The 18,469-nt window shown below is 64.9% G+C and carries 13 protein-coding genes; 8 read left to right on the top strand and 5 right to left on the bottom strand.

The features are described 5' to 3' along the window. Nucleotides 1-10: 10 nt before the first annotated feature. Together MFM001_RS25100 and MFM001_RS23735 are read left to right on the top strand one after the other, a co-directional pair. Complete coding sequence (locus MFM001_RS25100) at nt 11-5,317, top strand: helicase-related protein (RefSeq protein ID WP_304481791.1); 5,307 nt, start codon at nt 11-13, stop codon at nt 5,315-5,317. A 230-nt stretch (nt 5,318-5,547) separates the two neighbouring features. Next, nucleotides 5,548-6,039: a hypothetical protein gene (locus MFM001_RS23735; protein WP_116377677.1), complete on the top strand. Its 492-nt coding sequence runs from the start codon at nt 5,548-5,550 to the stop codon at nt 6,037-6,039. Here the strand turns inward: MFM001_RS23735 and MFM001_RS23730 are convergent. Beyond that, the gene (locus MFM001_RS23730) at nt 6,029-6,544 is read right to left on the bottom strand and encodes a DUF4226 domain-containing protein (protein ID WP_116377676.1); all 516 of its coding nucleotides are present in this window, start codon (nt 6,542-6,544) and stop codon (nt 6,029-6,031) included. The genes MFM001_RS23735 and MFM001_RS23730 overlap by 11 nt on opposite strands. A gap of 241 nt (nt 6,545-6,785) precedes the next feature. Between MFM001_RS23730 and MFM001_RS23725 the strand changes: the two genes are divergently transcribed. Continuing rightward, nucleotides 6,786-8,216, top strand: a complete 1,431-nt coding sequence (locus MFM001_RS23725) for a hypothetical protein (protein ID WP_142760730.1) — start codon at nt 6,786-6,788, stop codon at nt 8,214-8,216. A 274-nt stretch (nt 8,217-8,490) separates the two neighbouring features. Here MFM001_RS23725 and MFM001_RS23720 read toward each other — a convergent pair whose 3' ends face one another. Then, on the bottom strand, nt 8,491-9,114 hold the full coding sequence (locus MFM001_RS23720) for a hypothetical protein (protein WP_116377674.1): 624 nt from the start codon (nt 9,112-9,114) through the stop codon (nt 8,491-8,493). A 329-nt stretch (nt 9,115-9,443) separates the two neighbouring features. Between MFM001_RS23720 and MFM001_RS23715 the strand changes: the two genes are divergently transcribed. Beyond that, the gene (locus tag MFM001_RS23715) at nt 9,444-9,665 is read left to right on the top strand and encodes a hypothetical protein (protein ID WP_116377673.1); all 222 of its coding nucleotides are present in this window, start codon (nt 9,444-9,446) and stop codon (nt 9,663-9,665) included. Next, entirely contained in the window at nt 9,662-9,967 is a 306-nt protein-coding gene (locus tag MFM001_RS23710) for a type II toxin-antitoxin system PemK/MazF family toxin (protein ID WP_238159377.1), read from the top strand. The genes MFM001_RS23715 and MFM001_RS23710 overlap by 4 nt, the downstream gene beginning before the upstream one ends. 77 nt (nt 9,968-10,044) lie before the next feature. On the opposite strand, the gene MFM001_RS23705 is transcribed toward MFM001_RS23710, so the two are convergent. After that, nucleotides 10,045-10,797 carry a tyrosine-type recombinase/integrase gene (locus MFM001_RS23705; RefSeq protein ID WP_371685620.1) on the bottom strand — a complete coding sequence of 251 codons (753 nt, stop codon included), beginning with the start codon at nt 10,795-10,797 and terminating at the stop codon, nt 10,045-10,047. A gap of 538 nt (nt 10,798-11,335) precedes the next feature. Continuing rightward, the gene (locus tag MFM001_RS23700; protein WP_235215785.1) at nt 11,336-12,898 is read right to left on the bottom strand and encodes an adenylate/guanylate cyclase domain-containing protein; all 1,563 of its coding nucleotides are present in this window, start codon (nt 12,896-12,898) and stop codon (nt 11,336-11,338) included. Between the two features lie 298 nt (nt 12,899-13,196). On the opposite strand from MFM001_RS23700, the gene MFM001_RS23695 reads away from it, so the two are divergent. Further along, nucleotides 13,197-13,892, top strand: a complete 696-nt coding sequence (locus MFM001_RS23695; RefSeq protein ID WP_045373336.1) for a TetR/AcrR family transcriptional regulator — start codon at nt 13,197-13,199, stop codon at nt 13,890-13,892. 6 nt (nt 13,893-13,898) lie between these two features. Here MFM001_RS23695 and MFM001_RS23690 read toward each other — a convergent pair whose 3' ends face one another. Next, on the bottom strand, nt 13,899-16,961 hold the full coding sequence (locus MFM001_RS23690) for an RND family transporter (protein WP_045373290.1): 3,063 nt from the start codon (nt 16,959-16,961) through the stop codon (nt 13,899-13,901). Between the two features lie 233 nt (nt 16,962-17,194). On the opposite strand from MFM001_RS23690, the gene MFM001_RS23685 reads away from it, so the two are divergent. Together MFM001_RS23685 and MFM001_RS23680 are read left to right on the top strand one after the other, a co-directional pair. Next, a complete protein-coding gene (locus MFM001_RS23685; RefSeq protein ID WP_308203868.1) occupies nt 17,195-17,581 on the top strand; it encodes a transposase in 387 nt (128 codons plus the stop codon). Nucleotides 17,582-17,861: 280 nt separating this feature from the next. After that, nucleotides 17,862-18,469, top strand: a 608-nt coding sequence (locus MFM001_RS23680) for a metal-dependent hydrolase (RefSeq protein WP_192887041.1), incomplete at its 3' end; no start/stop codon positions are given.

Raw genomic sequence — 18,469 nt, 5'->3', positions numbered from 1 at the left:
GCACGGCGGCGTGCTCGCCGAGGCGACTCCCGACGCGTTGCGCACCGCCACCGATTTCCCTGCCAGCACCGACACCCTCGTGCCCTCCGGCGCCAAGGCCCGCGCCCGGGCCAACATCGCCGCCATCGAACTACTCCACCAACTCCGCACCGCCAACCGGCCCGCCACCGCCGCCGAACAGACCGTGCTGGCCGCCTGGTCCGGGTGGGGCGCCGTACCCGAGGTGTTCGACCCCCGCAACGACACCTTCAACCCCGAACGCCAACGGCTGCGCGAACTACTAACCCCGCAGCAGTACCGGCAAGCCGAGGCATCGATCCTCAACGCCCACTACACCGATCCGGCCATCGTGGCCGTCATCTGGGACGCACTCAAAAGGGCCGGCTTTTCCGGCGGACGCGTTCTCGAACCCGGCTGCGGCAGTGGAACTTTCATCGCACACGCGCCCCCCGACGCGGTCATGGTCGGTGTCGAAAACGACGCCATCACCGCCGCTGTCGCCGCGCACCTGTACCCGTCGGCGCAGATCCGCAACGAAGGCTTTGAAACCACCCGAGTCCCCGAAAACAGCTTCGCCGCCACCATCGGCAATGTTCCGTTCGGCCGCTACGTGATCGCCGACCCCAGCCACAATCCCCAACGCTTCAGCGTCCACAACCACTTCATCTGCAAAGCATTGGCGCTCACCGCCCCCGGGGGATACGTGGCCGTGCTCACCAGCCGCTACACCCTCGACTCCGCCAAACCCGCAGCCCGGCGCGCCATGGCCGGCTACGCCGACCTCATCGGCGCGCTGCGCCTGCCCTCCGACGCATTCGCCCGTGTCGCCGGCACCCAGGTCGTCACCGACCTGCTGATCCTTCGCCGCCGACACCCCGACCAACCAGCTGCCGAACACACCCCGGCATGGCTGGACACCACCACCACACCGCTAGAGGGCGCTCACGGCGATATCGCGGACATCACCATCAACGCCTACTACGCCGAGCACCCCGAAAACGTGCTCGGTGAGGCGAAACTCGGGCGCGGCCTCAACGGCTCCCCCTCGCTGGTCGTCGACGGCCAGGCCGGCCCACAACTCGCCACCCAACTCCACGAACGCCTCGACACCATTGTTGACGCCGCGGTGCGCCGCGGGCACGGCCTGAGCGCCACCGCCCACGCCTGCACAGTCGTCTCACCCGACACCTTCGACCCCGGCCTGATCACCGCCGCCGACCGCGGACCCGACACCCCGCTCTACACGCTGCGCTACAACCCCGCCACCAAAAGCATCGAATACTGGGCCGGCCATCGTTGGGAACCGCAGCGCACCCCGAAAACGCTGCTGCGCGAAACCCGTGAACTCATCGCCCTGCGCGACGCCGCCACCAGCCTGATCACCTCCCAGCGCGACGCACGCCCCCAGTCCGAACGCGACCAGCTGCGCGGGCACCTGAACACGCTCTACGACAACTACGTGCGCCGCCACGGCCCGATCAACCGATTTACCTGGGTCTATCCCAAAGACATCACCCAAGCCCGCCACGACGAAAAGGTCGCCGCCGCCGAAATCCGCTGGCGCGAAAAGGAAGGCCAGCCCGGCGCCCCGTATCGCGGGCCCGTGCCCGACGAGCTCGCCGGGCAATGGGACGCGGCCGCCTGGGAAACCCCCGCCCCGTACAAGAAACGCCCGCATCTGGACGGCGGCATGCGCCACGACCCCGGCTGGGCGGTCGTTTCGGCGCTGGAAATCTTCGACGAAGACACCGGCCAAGCCCGCAAAGCCCCGATCTTTTCCACCGACCTGCTCACCGCGGCCCCCGAGCGGCTCACCGCCGACACCCCCGAAGACGCGCTGGCGATGAGCCTGGACCGCAACCTGCGCGTCGACCTCGACTACATCGCCCAACTCCTCGAAGTCCCGCTCAGCGATGCCCGCGCACTCATCGACGGCCTGGTCTACCCAAGCCTCGACGACCCCGACGAACTCGTACCTGCCGCGGCCGCGCTGTCGGGCAACGTGCGCGACAAATACACCCGCGCCGCCGCGGCCGCCCAGCACAACCCCGTCTATGAGCCCTACGCCGACGCATTGCGCGACCTCGTGCCCCCCGACCGCACCGCCGATCAAATCAAGGTCCGCCCCGGCGCACCCTGGATCGACGCCAAATATGTCGCCCAGTTCGCCCAACAGACCTTCGGTGAACCCGACATCAGCGCCGAACACCTCGGCGGGCGCTGGACCGTCGACGTCGCCAACTACAAACGCCACGGCCGCCTCATGACAGAGACCTGGGGGCTCGACCGCGACAAGTGCGACGCGGTCAGCCTGCTCGAAGCCGTGTGCAACTCACGCAGCGTCGTGCTGCACAACGACGAAGGCGTGCTCGACGTGCAGGCCACCTTCGCCGCCCAAGCCAAATGCGAAAAAATCACCGAAGAATTCGGCAACTGGATCTTCAACGACCCGGCCCGCGCCCAGGTGCTGGTCGCTGAATACAACCGGCGGTTCAACTCGCTGCGCGCACCACGCTACGACGGATCCAAACTGCGCCTACCCGGCCTCTCAGATCACTTCGTGCCGCACTTCTACCAGCGCAACGCGGTCGCCCGGATCATCGCCGAACCCACCACACTGCTCGACCACGTTGTGGGAGCAGGCAAAACCGGCACCATGCTGATGGCGGCAATGGAACTTCGGCGCCTGCGATTAGTGCGCCAACCCTGGATCGTGGTGCCCAACCACATCATCGAACAAGTCGGGCGCGAGGCAGCCCAATGGTATCCCGCAGCCAAGATCCTGCTCGGCTCCGCGGCCACCACCGCCGACGGTCGGCGCCGGTTCATCGCAGCGTCGGCGGCCAGCGAATGGGACATCGTCATCGTCCCCCAGTCCGCGTTCACCGCGATAGGTGTCGACTCATCGGCGCGTGTCGACTACATCGAAGCCCAACTCGACGACCTGCGCACCCAACTGCAAAGCGCGGAATCCGACCGCACCAAAAAAGCCGTCGAGCGGGCCATCAAAACCGCCCAGGAACGCCTGGAACGACTCACCACCCAATCCCGCAAAGACCAAGGCCTGACGTTTGAAAACACCGGCTGCGACTACCTTTTCATCGACGAAGCACACATGTACAAGAACAAATCGAGGGTGTGCAACATCGAAGAACTGTCGTGTGCGAACTCATCCCAGCGCGCCGAAGACCTCACCTTAAAGCTGCGCATCCTGCGCCAGCGTCGCCGCGATGAAGCCCACGCCGCCGGCATCCGGCCCGATCGGATCGACGAGCGCGTGGCCACCTTCGCCACCGGCACACCGATTGCCAACTCACTGGGCGAACTATGGGTGATGCAAACCTATCTGCGCCCAGATCTGCTGCGCGCAGCCGGAGTCGAAGACCTCGGGGACTGGGGGGCGGCGTTCACCTCAACGGTGACCACCGTCGAAGTCAACGCCACCGGAACCAAACTGCGGCCGGTCACCAGAGTCGGCAAATTCACCAACCTGCCCGAACTGCTGGCGCTCTCATCGGCCTACACCGACGTCGTCACCCGCGACCAGGTTCCCGTCGACCTTCCGCACCTGGTCAGCGGGCAACGCCAAATCATCAGCCTGCAACCCGACATCGAGGTCCGCGATTTCATCGCCGACCTTGGCTACCGCGCCGATCATCTCGACTCCCGGCGCCCCGATCGCGACAACGTGCTCAAAATTTCCAACGACGGCCGCAACGTGTCCCTCGACCCCCGCCTGGCGCACCTGGGCGAACCCACCAACAGCCGCGCCGCGGCTGTGGCCGAACAGATCATGCGCATCCACACCGCCAACGCCGACAAGGTCTACCTCGATCCCGATACCGGCAGACCGCTGCGGCGGACCGGGCCGCTGCAGATCGTGTTCTGCGACCGGGGAACACCGTCGAAAGACCCCGCCCAGTTCACCGTCTACCAGGCCATCAAAGACGAGCTCGCCGCGCGGGGGATGCCCGCCGCCGATATCCGCTTCGTGCACGAAGCCCGCAAACCCGCCGAGCTCAAAGCACTGTTCGCCGCCTGCAACCGCGGCGAGGTGTCCGTGCTGATCGGCAGCACCGAAAAGATGGGCACCGGCACCAACGTGCAGTCCCGCGCCATCGCCTTGCACCACGTCGACGTTCCCTGGCGGCCAGCAGATTTGGAGCAACGCGAAGGCCGCATCATCCGCCAGGGCAACCAAAACGACAGCGTCGAGATCCTCAACTATGTCACCGAAGGAACCTACGACGTCGTGATGTGGCAAAAGGTCCAAGCCAAAGCCCTATTCATCGAACAAATGCGCCGCAACGAGGTCCTCGACGTCGAAATCGAAGACCTCAGCGGGGGAGACATCGGCTCAGCCGCCGCCGAAACCAAAGCCATCGCCACCGGCGACCCGCGCTACGTGCGGCAAGTCGAACTCGAAGAAGAAGTCAAACGCCTCACCGCCCTCGAACGCGCTCACCACCAAGCACAACGCCAACGCGACCTGCGCGTCGATCGCCTGCAACGCGCCATCCCCGCCAAACAGCACGCCATCGACACCCTCGCGCCGATCGTCGAACAGGCCCAACGCCACACCACCACCGACACGCCGCTGAGGATCACCGTCGACGGCAAAACCAATCCCGACAAGACCGCCCTGGCCCGCGCGATCGCCGCAGCCTGCACCCATGCCTACCACGACGGAAAAGACCGCGGCGCATCCCAGTTCGAACCCGCCGGTGTGGTCATCAACGGCCTAGAGGTGCTCGCCGCCCGCTCACTGATGCACGACTCGCTGCTGCTGCGGCTGGCCGTGCCATCGCGGGTGGCCGAACTCAAAAGCGACGAGCTGCTCGCCACCACCGCCCCAGGCGAGGGTGGCGCGGCCAAAGCGCGCGGACTGCTGCGCCGCATCGAAAACCTCTACACCGGGCTCCCCGCGCACCAAACAAGCCTGCAAGCCGAGCTTGACCACGACCAAGCCGAACTCGACGACCTGCTCACCAACCCGCCCGCCCCGTTCGAGCACGCCGCGGCCCTGGAGGCCAAACAAGCCGAACTGTCCGCGCTGACCCTCGAGCTGCGCCTGGCCGCCCAAAGCCCCGAAGCCAAGCAGAAAGCCCGCGAAGCCGAACAACGCATGAAGATGCGCGGCCGCGAACCCGGGTGGAGTCTGCTTCTTAATCCCACCCCGGCCGTCCTCGAGGAAACCGGCTGCCCCACCGCCGACGTGCTGCGGCGCACCATCCGCGCCCGCGAACGAATGGCCCTCGACGACTACTACGGCTGCGAGCTCGACGACGGCACACCCGGCCACGGACCCGACCTCTAACACCAGCCCACACCACACAGCCGCCCCGCGCCCACCCGTTGCGGGCAATCGCGGTTTGCGAAAGTTGCCGCTACTGTTAGCACGCGCTGGCTGTGCCCACTTAGTGTCTGCGATATGGGAATCGAAGAGGCGGGGCGGCAAACCTTTTGCGCTGCACACCAACAGCTCACCCCTCGCACGAGCACTGGTTTCTGTAACATCGAAATGTATTGCGGGACAAAGGCGCTCTGATGCAGCGATTCGGAACCATTGTGTCGTTATCAGCCGCTCGCCGCCGGCGTCGTGGCCACCGACCAGCCGATCGTGAGGTCGGTTACGCCCATGCGCGCGCCGCGGTGCTCGCCTCGCTTGACCAACCGCCGCCGGCCGCGATCTGCCCGCCGGATGCGAACGCAGTGCACCCCAACGCCATAACGCTCGATACCGAGGCCACGTGGGTGCTCGAAGGTGCCAGCTGGGCGGCCATCGCCGCCGCGTTGGCCGCTTTGACCCGCCTGCGGGCGAACCCGCGTCTTGACGTCGAGCTATCGCTCAGCGAGCAGGGAAGCGCCGCCGTGCGGCCAATCCTGCTGCTGGCCGATCCGGTGATGACGCCCGCGCAGGCCGACGAGATCACCGACGCGCTGCGCTTCGGCGCTCGCCACCAATGGACGCCGCGGTTGGCGGTTAACGACCACGGAGACTTGCAGTGGCAACTCGACGGGTCAGCCGCTACACCGTGATGCTGGCGTAGCCCTGCTGCGCCGACCCCAGCACGGTGGCGGCTTGCTGGGAGGCCTCCTGTGCCTGCCCAATCACCCCTGATGCGTCTTGCGCCTTGCGGTGCAACAGATCCACCAACTGCGCACGGCCCGCAGGGGTATCCAGCGACGGCTCTAGCGCCCGCACACCGGCCTCGATCTCTGCCAGTACCTCGCGCAGCCGGGTCTGGCTACGGTGTGCGGCCGCCTGAGCGTCGCGGACCGCTTCAGCCAGCGTCTGGTCGGCCTCACCCCTGGCCCGCCGGGCGCGCGACAGCTGCGCATCAACCTCGGCCGCTTCCTGCGCCCCTTTGCGCGACCATGCCGCCGTCTGACCCTGCCACGGGGGAGCCCCTGCCGGATCCGGCTCGCCCGCCCCGCCGGCCAGCCCGGCATCGCTGCGATCCGGGGCATCATCCAGCGGTGGCCCGATCAGAGCCGCGATCTGCGACATCAGCTCTTGGGCTTCGCGTTCCAAAACGCCCACGGTATTCCAAGATAGGTGGCCAAGGCTGCGATCAGCAATCCAGGTTGTTCACCTGTGCTGTCACGTGGACCACCGCCCCGACTGCAAGACCTGGATCGTCAGCGAGTCGGTCTTCTTGGATTGTCACTCGCCGGTGTTACGTTGCCGGCAGGCGGCTGGTCGGGTGGCTGGGACGTGCAGCGATCGGCAGCCACCGGCCCGGACAGCGCACACAGGTGGTGACAACACGAAGATGCTGTCGATGGACTGGTTTGAGCCGCTGGTGCGGGCGGTATGCGCTCATCCGTCAGTCGCCGTCGGGATCGGGATCTCCGGCGCCGGCCTTGTGCTCACCACCGTGAGCTTCGTGACGGGTCGCCGTGAGCGACGCGAGAAGCGCCGCGACGCGATCGATGCGAAGCGCCGCGACGCGCGCGAACGGGAAATCAATCGCGCACGGCGTTTCAACGAGCTGCTTGTGATCGTTCGTGAAACCGGCGACGTCTCAGATCTCAGCCGTGCGATACAAGAAGCTCGCATCGTCGCGCGCACTCCCGAGCCTGTGCGCTACGTCTCTGACCCGACGGCCGGCTTTTCTCTTAGCGAGCCATCGGTGCGGTATCCGATTGTCGACAAAGACGAGGAACGGTTCGCTATCGAGGCGGCGTACTTCGCCAATCCGGCCTCGCCGCTTCCGACCAGCACCTCGCCCGCCGGCGGCGAACGAAGCATGCCCGCCGGCATTCCGGTCGAGTGGTATCCAGAAATCCTGGCCGTGCTATTCACGTCCCTGCCGGACCGCTACCCGCAGGAAAGTCAGCCGCGGGACTTCATTTCCACCATGACCGCGCTGACTCGATTGAGCACGTTGGTTGGCGCCCCTACCAAGCGCCTCACAGAATTCGTCGTGGCCCGAGCCGATGCCGGGTGGATCATTACACACCACGACTTCGCTGAGCTCGTATCCGCATCTCGTCAACCCGAGCACTACCGGGTGCTTCAAACGTCTTCCGCCACAGTCGATGACGTGCGTTACGAAGGCCCTAATTACCTTCGCGCTCTAGCGGGATCGCATCGGAGCACCAAAGTTGATCTCTTGGCTGGCGTCTGCCTCGATGTGCTTGCTTCACGTAAATCGCCACCGGCGCTTACGCCGACGGCCCGCTACAACCTGCTTTTAGCGTACGCAACCGTGCTGCATGACGGCGTCCTGTCCGATATTGGGGAGCTGACCCACAGCCGGCGGCTTTACGGCACAGGCGGGGTTGCGTGCACCAGTCCGCACTATGCTGTCGCGCTCATGCTCAAAGCATTGGGAATGCTCGCTCCTCGTTACTCGCCTGACGATGGGGGCGGGAGCAGCCATCTTTTGGTGCGAATTCTTGAGGTCTTGCCGGACGTCTTGCGATCGTTCAATGCCCAGCCCGAAGGGTTCGGGTACGACGTCGGAGACGACCTAGCGGAAGGCGTCGGCGAACTTCGCCGCAAGTGCCGCGTCCCATCCCTCATCAACCCACTGGTTGACGCCGCTCAACAATTCGTGCCCGATCTTCCATCGCGGCCACTGCTGGTCAAAGACCGCAGGTTGAAAGCGCAGGAAGATGAACGCCAAGCAGCCAGGGCGGTCCGCGCCTTCATCGCTGAGTGGAAAGAATCACGAACCCCCCGGACGAAACAATCACCGACCAGTTAATCGTTGAGCCGCAGATATGCGATGTAGCGGTGGTCGCTGGGCCGGCGTGCCAAGCATCCGAGATCGCGAAATTTCGTCAAGTCCCTGACTGGGTTTGTCGCCGTCACCGAGGTAGCGCCCAGCGTAGCCTGTCGAAACCCTAGCGGGGGAGGGGGATTCACGACTTCCCGGGCTCAATCCTCGGCCGCAGGGGCCACATTTGTATCTGTACCCCTCGCTGCTGCGGCGTCCGCGTTTCGGTTTGGCGCGCCCAATCCTGGCGAAATTCGGCGGCTTACGTGTCTGCTGCGGAATTCTTGCTGGTCTCGAGGGCGGCACCAACCCACTTCGCCCAGCGTTCATGCGCCGCCTGCGCCGACATGTTGGCCGCCTCACCGATTTTCGCCCATGACAAGCCCGCTCGACGCGCATTAAGTACCGCTTGATACAGGTCGTCCTCAGCGGTCCGCACGCCGGCCGCTGCTGCCTTGATGGCTCCAGCAGCGTCGAGCGCGTCGATGTGCTCCCGGCGCCAGATCCGGCACGCAGCATCGCCGAGGTCCTCGCCATCAACCCCAGCGTCGAGCACATCGTCGTCGGGGACATAGACGCGAAAACCAGTAGGGTCGTGCAGCAGGGGCGAGGGCACACGCGTCCAGAGTTGTTCGCTGACCCAGATTTTCGTGCGCTCACCGTTGGGGTACAGGTAGCAGTCACACAGGACGCGCCAGCCAACGACTTCGCCGGCGGGGCGGCTACGGAATGTGTTGTCAGCCAATAATTCAACGGCGATATGGCCAGGCGGAATGCCAGCGCCGCCCATCGGCAGGCCGCGCTCGCCGTCGCCGAATTCGGGCACGACGTAACCCTCGTGCCATTCGTAATTCCCAGGGGAGCTGCTGTCGTAGATCCATCCCATGGATCTAGTCTAGGCATGATGTCAAGTATCCTTGATACACGATGCATGCACATCAAGGTTGCCTTACGTACGATCTATTTACGCGGTCTTGCAGATGCCCGCTGCTGCGGAGGCACAGCTGGTCGACGTACTGGTTATCCGGGACAGCGCGCGGCGGCGGCCTTTCCCGATGAGGCGCCGCATCTTCAGGAGGGTCGGCGGCGACTCTTCGACGACTAGCTCCGCGGGGAAAATCACTCGTCGTAGGCCCGAATCGTCAGTGTGACGAATTAGAGCGGTGTTGGGCTGCCTGCGCTAGCACCAGTTGCTAGCATTTAGCGGTGGCACGGATGATCACGTTGCGCCTCTCCGAGAGCGCCTACGAGGCGGTCAAACGCTATGCCGAGGCAGACCAGCAGTCGATGAATTCCTGGATAGAAACCCTCCTGGACGCCGAGGACATGAGGCGTCGCTGTGGGGCACACGACCAGTGGATGCGGACGCACCCCGAGGCAACCGCGTTAAGCGAGGCGTGGGCCGATCGTAATCTCGACGAGTTAGCGGGGCGGTGAGCCAGTCCCCCCGCCGCGGCGACATCTGGATAACCGACACCGGCATCAGGGTGCTCATCATCTCCTCGACGGTATACAACGAGATTCCCAGTGAACCGACCGTCATCGTCGTGCCTGTATTTGACACCGAGCCCGACACTGGCTTCGGAGTGGATCTCGGCGAGAACGACTGGGCAGCACCAGGACTGATCGCCAGCTTGCGCAAAGCCAGACTAACTGAATTGCGACGCCGAATCGGTATCCAGGCCCTCACTGATGTCAACAACATGCTCTTTAGAATCCTCGCGACGCCGGACCGGTAACAGAGTCCAGCATCATCGCGAGATGCGGTACAGGCCTGCTTGGATGGCCCTCGCCGCGGGAGGAAAAGCGTAGAAGCTTACGCCTCGTGTGACTTTTCGATGAGCCCGTATAGCGGATTCTGCGCAGCTGCCGCGCGGTTCTGCGTGCCGGCGCCATCGACGTAACGCTGTGATGTCACCATCGACTCATGTCCGAGTAGCTTCATCAGCGCGTAGACGCTCACATCGGAATTCGCTAGTTCGGTGGCGAACGTGTGCCTTAGCCCGTGCACCAGGGCGCCACGCGCGCGTTGATTATCAAGGCCAGCCTTTTTGAAGGCCCGGAGTACCCGGTATTGCAACACCCCCCTGGTGATTCGGTCTCCCTCGCTGCCGACGAACAGGGCTGCTGTCGCTGGCCACGCCCCGATCCCGGTGCTTGGGCCTCGACGCTTTGTGTCGGCGGGGAATCGAGTCGCCCGGGAGTCCAGATAGCGTTCGATAACCTTGATGAGCCCCGCCTCCACCGGGATTCGGCGGTCCTTATTGCCCTTACCGCGAACGTGGATCACGCCGCCGTCGTCGGTGGTGGTGCGGATGTCGCCGATGTTGGCGCGAAGTAGCTCGTCGGCCCGCAGGCCCGTCAGCACAGCGGTCAGTACCAGGGCCGCGTCGCGTTCGGGCCAGTCGCTGCGGCGCTGCGAACCGCGGTCGGCGTCAATGGCCGCGAGCAGTTCTGAGACTGTCTCGGCGCCAAGTCCCTTGGGCAACGATTTGGGGACTTTGGGGCGCCCGATCAAAGGCATTGGGTTGTACTCAATAAGCTCGCTTGTGAACAGGAAGGCGCACAACGTGTTCCATGTCGACCAACAACGACGGATCGATGCGGGTTCGTGGTTGTCGGCGTAGGTGGCGAACGCCGACCGCATCGGATCCTTGGTGATGACGTTTGGGGGCAGCTCACCGATCCGTGCGCGATCGCCGGCCAAAAGCTCGGCTATCGTGGCGAAGTCCTGCCGGTAAGCCTTGGCAGTGTGCGGCGATGGCTTGCGGACTGCGCGATCGGCTAAAAACGCCGAAAACCACTGTGGGTAGCCTGTTTCCGGAACCGGTGTATCATTGGGGCAACGCGATCTCTTCGCCATGGCACCGATTCTCTCACGGTCTTCATGGATAACCGCAGTTATCCATGAGTGATCCCGCCGTTTTCATCTGATGAATCACGGATGCGTCGTTGGATGCGGCTGGTTGCTGCCATTGCGACGTCGCCTATGACGATTCTCCTTAACTGGATGCGGAGTTAGGGTTTTCCTTGCTGGATCGAGGAGGACGCTCAATGGCCAGGCCTTGACACTGAGCTGGGCCATTCGAAGTGCGGTTCCCTGTTGGTTAGGCACTGTGCGTTGGCATTTGATCGTGGCTGCGCTGGCTGGTGGGGGCGTCAATGGTCCAGGTGGGTGTCGGGGTGGGGCGCCCTCGCAGCTTGTAGTTCTTATGGCGTTGCCAGTTGCGGCGTTCGGTGAGGTCGGCAGCGGCGATAAGTGCGTCGGTAGCCAAGATCCTGCCTGGAGTTTTCTTGGCCAGTTCGGTCAGACGGGCGGCTTCGTTGATGGCGTCGCCGATAACGGTGTATTCGAGGCGCTGCTCGGTACCCAGATTCCCAGCGAAGACAGGGCCTTTGGCCACGCCGATACCGATATCGAGTTCACCGCGGTCCACAGTATTATCGCGAATTTCACGGGCGGCTTGCAGGGCGGCAGTGGCGTCGTCGTCGAGTTCTTGCGGGGCGCCGAAGACGCACAGGGCGGCATCGCCGTCAAACTTGTTGACGAGCCCGCCGTGTCCTTCGCTGGCGGCGATGACGTCGGCGAAGAGCCGGTTGAGTTTGGCCACGACGTCGTGCGGTGAATGCTGGTAAGCCATGGCGGTGGATTCGCAGACATCAATGAATAATGCTGCGACGTTGCGGAGTTCACCCGCCGGTTCGGCGCCGATCGCAACAGCATGGGCGGCGACATGCCATCCGACGTGGCGAGTGAACAGCTCTTGGAGGCGGCCACGTTCGGCGATAGTGCGCGACATCTCGTTGACAGTGCTTTGCAGGGCTCCAATCTCACCGCTGTCATCGACGGGAACATGAACCTCGGCCGAGCCAAGTTTGTCCAGGGCCGCGCGTAGTTGACGCAGTGGCAGCGCGACGGCGCGCGCAAGCACCAGCTCAGCGATCACGCCCGCCATTAAAGCCAACACGGCCAGGTAGGTGGCCGCGCGGATGCGGTCGATGAGGTCTGCGGCCGGGTCGTTGAGCAGGATCAGTCCGGCCAGTAGCGGCAACGCCGTGGACAGCAGCCAGGTCAGCACCAGCCGCGCGGTGACCGACGAATACGCGAAGTCGGTTCGGGGCGCTACCAGTAGGGCTTGCGCCGCGACCGGCCGGATTGCGCGATCGACGAACAGATAGTTGTAACCGATCGACGCCACCGCGGCCAGCCCCGACAATCCGGCGCCGCGCACGGCCTCGGCTGGTGGCGCGATCATCAACGCCGCAGCGGTCATGATGGCGATACCGCCCAGCCACAGCGCGGCAACCACCAGGCTGGTGCGGTGGGGCAGTCGCAGAACGTCGCGGGCTTCCCTGCACGTGGGCGGGCGGTGTTGGCCGATCCATGCGGTGCTGCGCCGGCGCAGGGCGTCGAGGATGACGGCTCCGCCGGCGAGTCCGGCACTGATCACCGCGGCCAGGACACCGACGAGAGTCCACAGCGCTGCGCCCAGGCGATCCGGTGCGCCGCTGAGCACCATCAAAGTGATGACGATCGCCGCGCCGCACAGGTTGGATCCCAACGTCAATGTCGGCAGAGCCCACCACGAGCCGAGCAGAACCTCTCCGGAAGCACGGGGTTGTGCTGCAGTGGGTGTCGTGGGCTCCGCGCTCACAGGCCGGGTCATCATCGTGATCTCCGATTACCAGATGGGACGTTTTGTTCGTCGTCGTGGGGTGCGGTGGTGCTGGGTTGGATGCGGCCAGGTGCCCACACCGCAAGGGCCGCCAGGCACGACACCACCAGCGTCCACCATTGCGCCAGCGACAACCGCAACCTCACAGCGGCTGGTTGGGTGTCGGCTAAGGTCACGAACAAACCACCATCTATGAAACGAAACCATCGGTATTACTGCGCTACGAGTTGTAGCATAGATGTGCCCGCTGGGATAGATGCCAAAACCGTGAGCCAGGAGTATGCAGTTCGGCATGGCAGCCATTGATCCGCCACCACCACCGCCGCCGCTTGTCGGCGAAGCGGGTGAGGACGGCGATGACGTCGATCCGCGCCGGATTCGTTCCCGCGCCCGACTGCTGGATGCGGCGACCTCATTGTTGACCTCGGGCGGGGTGGAGGCAGTCACCGTGGAGGCGGTGACCCGCATGTCCAAAGTTGCCCGGACCACGTTGTACCGGCACTTCACCAGCACCACGCACCTGCTGGCCGCGGCGTTCGAGCGGCTGCTGCCTCAGGTCAGCGCACCGCCGGCCACTGGATCACTGCGCGAGCGGCTCATTGACCTGGTGAATCGGCAAGCCGCGCTCATCGAGGAGGCCCCGCTGCAACTCACCACCCTGGCGTGGCTGGCGATGGGCCCCGACCAGCCCGACGACGAGCGGCGCAACGCTCGGGCGGTGCTGGGCCACCGGGTCATCGACCAGTACCGGCAACCGTTCGACGACCTGCTGCAAAGCGCCGAAGCCCGCGCCGAACTCGGCCAGCTCGACACCACGCTGGCCATCATCCAGCTCGTCGGGCCTATCGTGTTTGCCAAGCTCACCGGCATGAAAACGATCACCGTCGATGACCGTATCCACATCGTCGACGACTTTCTGCTGGCCAGGCGGATTGCCGCGCAACCCGACGGCGATCGATCCGCACGGTTGTCAACCGACGCCGACTGACACGCGTCATCGGCGGCGGGTAGCCCGTTGTGGCCACCAGCTGGCTTCCCGCAAGAGAGTGGCGATGGCGGGGACGGTAAGGGTGCGCACCAGGAAGGTGTCGAGCAGCAGTCCGCAGCCGATGATGAGCCCGGCTTGGATCATGATGGCCACCGAGCCCAACATGAGGCCGAACATGCTGGCGGCGAAGATCAGGCCGGCTGAGGTGATCACCGACCCGGTATTGGCGACGGTGCGCAGTACGCCGACGCGGATATTGCGACCGGATTCTTCGCGCAGCCGCGAGACGAGCAGCATGTTGTAGTCAGCGCCGACTGCGACCAGGATGATGAACGCCAACAGCGGTACCGGCCAGGCGATTTCGTAGCCGAGGCCCCATTGGAAGATCAGGACGCCGATGCCCAGTGAGGCCAGGTAGTTCAGCACGACGGTGCCCAGCAGGTAAAGCGGGGCCAGCACGGCGCGCAGCAGCAGCACGAGGATGAGCCCGACGATGACCAGGGTCGCGATGGCCAGTTGGGCGAAGTCGGCGCGGAGCAGCCGTTGGATGTCGGAGTTGACCGCCGGGAACCCGGCAACCGAGACGCTGGCGTGGGCCAGTGAAGTGTTGGGGCGCGCGGCGTTGGCAACGGCGACCATCTGGTGTGCGAGGTGGGTTGCTTCGGCGCTGTAGGGGTCGCGGCTGGACTCGATAACAAAGCGTGCGGTTTTACCGTCCGCGGAGAGAAACTGCTGTGCCACGTCAGCGAATTGGCGGTTGTCGAAGGCGTTGGCGGGCAGGTAGAAGCCGCTGGACGAGTCCGAACCGGCGCTGGCGCGGGCAGAGTTTTGTAGTTGGGTGGCGACCTGGCTCATCCCGGACAGCATCTCGATGTTGCTGTCGGCCAGGGTGTGCACGCCGGTCGCCAGTGCTTGGGCGCCCGAGGCGAGTTGGCTGATGCCGGCTTGGAGGCGGCGGATGTTGCCAGCGAAATCGGCGGGGTCGCCGAGGGCTCCGAAGGCGGAGTCCAGCGCGGTGACCGCGGTTTGCACGTTGGCGAGGGTGCCGGCGACGGTGGCGCCGGTGTCGGGGTTGTAGCGGTCGCCGATGTCGGCGACCTGGGTGAAAAATCCGTTGTCGCGCAAGCTCACCAGGACCTGGACTTGATCGCTGATCTGAGCGCACTGGGGTGTGGTGGCACACCACGGGGAGGTGTTGAGGGCGCCGGCGAGGGGATCGAGGACTGCGATGGCGTTTTGGGCTTGTTCGGCCAGGGGCCGCAGTCCGGGGCCGGATTGGATGGCTCGGTCGACGGCGGGGGCGGTGGCCGAAAGCTGTTGCAGCAGCGGACGGAACCGTTGAGCCTGGGTACCGGCGGACTGGGCTTGGGTGAGCATCCCGGTCAACGGGGCCAGTGCGGTGCGCAGTGTGGTGTCGAGGCGGGCCAGCCCCCCGGCGAGTTGGTCGGCGCCGTCGGTGAGCTTGGTGAGATCGTCCTTTCGTGCGTTGCCGTCGGCGGCGGCGCCGGCCAGCTTGTCGCCGATCTGGCCGTTCTGCCACGAGAGTCGGGCTTGCTCGAGGCGGGCACCGGTGGGGCGGGTGACCCCGGACACCTTGGTGACGCCGGGAATCTGGGAGACGCGGGAAGCCATTTCGTCGAGATCGGCCAGCCCCTTGCCGGTGCGCATGTCGGTGGGGTTTTCCACGACCAAAAATTCGGTGATGACGATGTCTTTGCGGAAGTGGCGATCCAGCAGCCGGTAGCCCTGGTTGCTGGCGGTCGTGGCGGGCTGGCCTTTGCGGTCGTCGTAGCTGATATTTATCGTCGCCGCGACTCCTGCGAGGGCCAGCAGGATGACCAGGCTGGTGATCAGCATGCGGCCGGGGCGCCGGACCACCGCGACGGCGATGCTGTTCCAGTAGCGCCGGGTGCGATCGGATTTGGGTTCGCCGATGCCTCGTCGGGCGGCCAGCACCAGCACCGGGGGCAGCAGCGTAACGGTGGCTGCGAATCCAACGAGCACCGCGACCGCGCACGCCGGGCCGAGCGCGGCGAACACACTCAGGCGGGCGAACACCATCGCCAAAAACGCCAACGCGACGGTGGCCGCCGAGGCCAGGATCACCCGGCCGATGCTGGCTGTGGCGTGTACGACGGCCTGATCGGCTAGCACCTGCGCGCGCCGCTGCTCGTGATAGCGGCTGATCAAAAACACTGTGTAATCGGTGCCCGCGCCCAGCAGGATCGCGGTCATAAACGCCACGGTGAACTGCGAGACGGGCATGCCGATCTCGCCCAGCGCCGAGAGCACACCGCGTCCGACGGCCAGGCTCACCCCGATCACCAGCAGCGGCAGCAGCGCGGTGAACACCGACCGATACACGATCAGCAGGATCAGTGCGATCAGAGCGGCGGTGGCGATCGAAATAAACAAAAGGTCATGCTCGGCAGAAGCGATCATGTCGCTGAACGTTGCCGGCGGCCCGGTCACATACGCCGTGGTCGGCGAGCCGGCGAACACGCCTGCGACGATGTCACGCACCGCCTGCACGGATGCGGCTGCGGTGGGATCACCCAGGGTGCCGGCCACACCAACCGGTAGATACCAGGCCTTGCGGTCCTGGCTGACCGCCTGGGTCGCGGTGACCGGGTCGGCCAGCAGGTCCTTCACCAGCAAGACGTGGTCGGTGTCGGCCCGTAGCCGGGCCACCAGCTGCTCATAGCGCTGCCGCGCCGCGGGGGTCAACCCGGCGGGGTCTTCCATCGCGACGAACACCATCGTCTTGGAACCCTGTTCGCCGAACGCCGCGCTCATGCGGTCCACCGTTTGAAGCGACGGCACATCGCGCGGGAGCAGGTTCACCGACTGTTGGCGCACCACCGTCTCCAGCTGGGGGAACAGCAGCGCCAGCACCACCGCGACGCCGAGCCATGCCCCCATCACCAGCGCCTTGTGCCGCACGGTGAACCGGGCCAGCGCCGCCAATCGCACGCTGTATTCACTGGAGTCGCCCGGATGGGCCGAACGGCCGTTTCGCCGCCCAAGTGTCGTCGCGGTACCCGAAACTTCCACGTCGTTGGCGGTCACCGCACCTCCATAACAAGTGAGACTACCGGTATCGCTACAGTACTAGCGGTACACAGTAGTGCGCACGTGAGCGACGCAGGCCCGTCTCCGACGCGCTAATGACGCGCGGCGACACCGGCGTCGGTGTCGGCGCCGTCGGGGATGTCATGGCGGACCACCCGGACCTGGCCGCGCGGCAGGCAGGCCATGTAACCGTGGCAACCCTGGATGAGTTGACTCAGCGGGGTCATGACATGCGTGCCAAGGTGCCCCCGGTGCGCAACGCCAATGGCTATTCCAAAGACCGATTCACGGTTGATTTGGTCGCCGGCGCAGTTACCTGCCCCGCTCGTCACACAGTGACCATCGGCACCGGTGCGCGTCATCGTTTAGTCCGCTTCGGTGTGTTGTGCCAGTACTGCCCACTGCGGGCCGACTGCACCAAAGCCCGTCGAGGACGGGTGATCAGCATCCACCCCCACGAGGCCACCCGCCAGCACGCCAAAGCGCCCAGCGAGATCCGGTTTGGCAGCACGATTACCGCGCCAACCGGCCCGTGGTGGAACGCAAAATCAGCCACTTCACCCGCCGTCCCTGGGGCGGCCGAAAAGCCCGATGCCGCGGTCAAAAACGTGTCCTGACTGACATCCTCGCCCGGGCCAGCGCCATCAACCTCGCCCGACTGGCCACCGCCATCCGCATGTTGACAAGGTTCTAGCGCGCCCCCTAATGTGATGGCAGGTGCGGTCAGATAGGGCGGTCGCCACCAGATACCCTGTCAATTCGCAGTGGCGTAACGTCGGGTACTCGGTACCGCCGGTACCGGGAACTGGATGCCTGAAGAAGGGGTCGGTTGTTATGTCGAGTGATGTTGTGTCGAGCGGTCGCGCAGTGCACGGGGTAACGACCGCGGCAGAAGCGATGAACGTGCGGTCTGCCTATCCGAGGACTCGGCGGATACGTTTCCCGTTTGGCGAGGGCAGCAAGTACTTCGTCAACAACGATATGGTCTTTAGCCACTTCGTGGCGAACTTGTCGGGGGCGTTCCCGCCGGGGGAGGAGTTGTTCATTCGGTCGGTGCGCCGGTTTGCCGATGAGATCACCGATCCGGTGTTGAAGAAGCGGGTGGCCGGGTTTATCGGTCAGGAATCGGTGCACGGCCAGCAACACCGGGCGCTCAACGAGAAACTTGTCGAGATGGGCTACCCGATCGCCTGGTGGGATTCGGAGAAGTTCGTCGGATGGGTCAAACGTATCGAGGAGGTTTTACCTCCTCGGATTCCGTTGGCGGTAACAGCGGCCGCCGAACACTTCACCGCCGTACTTGCTGAACGGGTACTTGGTGACGAGGAGATTCAGGCGATCCCGGGCGAGCTGCAGATTTGGAATGTACTTAATTGGCATGCGATCGAAGAATTGGAACACAAGTCGGTGGCGTTCGATGTGTTCCAAACAGTGGGCGGTACCGAGAAGGTGCGCCGGCGTGTCATGGCGGTCATGATCCCACTGCTCCTGCTACTGCTGACCGG

This window comes from Mycobacterium sp. MFM001 (assembly GCF_003402475.1).
Taxonomy (GTDB): domain Bacteria; phylum Actinomycetota; class Actinomycetes; order Mycobacteriales; family Mycobacteriaceae; genus Mycobacterium.
The sequence above is the reverse complement of the archived record's forward strand: the minus strand, read 5'-3'. Positions and strand labels throughout refer to the sequence as shown.

What these genes read in the sequence shown, in the direction of transcription:
- MFM001_RS23735 (WP_116377677.1), top strand. Translation starts at nt 5,548, where the DNA reads ATGCAGCGATTCGGAACCATTGTGTCGTTATCAGCCGCTCGCCGCCGG.
- MFM001_RS23725 (WP_142760730.1), top strand. Translation starts at nt 6,786, where the DNA reads ATGGACTGGTTTGAGCCGCTGGTGCGGGCGGTATGCGCTCATCCGTCA.
- MFM001_RS23720 (WP_116377674.1), bottom strand. Translation starts at nt 9,114, where the DNA reads ATGGGATGGATCTACGACAGCAGCTCCCCTGGGAATTACGAATGGCAC.
- MFM001_RS23715 (WP_116377673.1), top strand. Translation starts at nt 9,444, where the DNA reads ATGATCACGTTGCGCCTCTCCGAGAGCGCCTACGAGGCGGTCAAACGC.
- MFM001_RS23700 (WP_235215785.1), bottom strand. Translation starts at nt 12,898, where the DNA reads ATGATGACCCGGCCTGTGAGCGCGGAGCCCACGACACCCACTGCAGCA.
- MFM001_RS23695 (WP_045373336.1), top strand. Translation starts at nt 13,197, where the DNA reads ATGGCAGCCATTGATCCGCCACCACCACCGCCGCCGCTTGTCGGCGAA.
- MFM001_RS23685 (WP_308203868.1), top strand. Translation starts at nt 17,195, where the DNA reads ATGCGTGCCAAGGTGCCCCCGGTGCGCAACGCCAATGGCTATTCCAAA.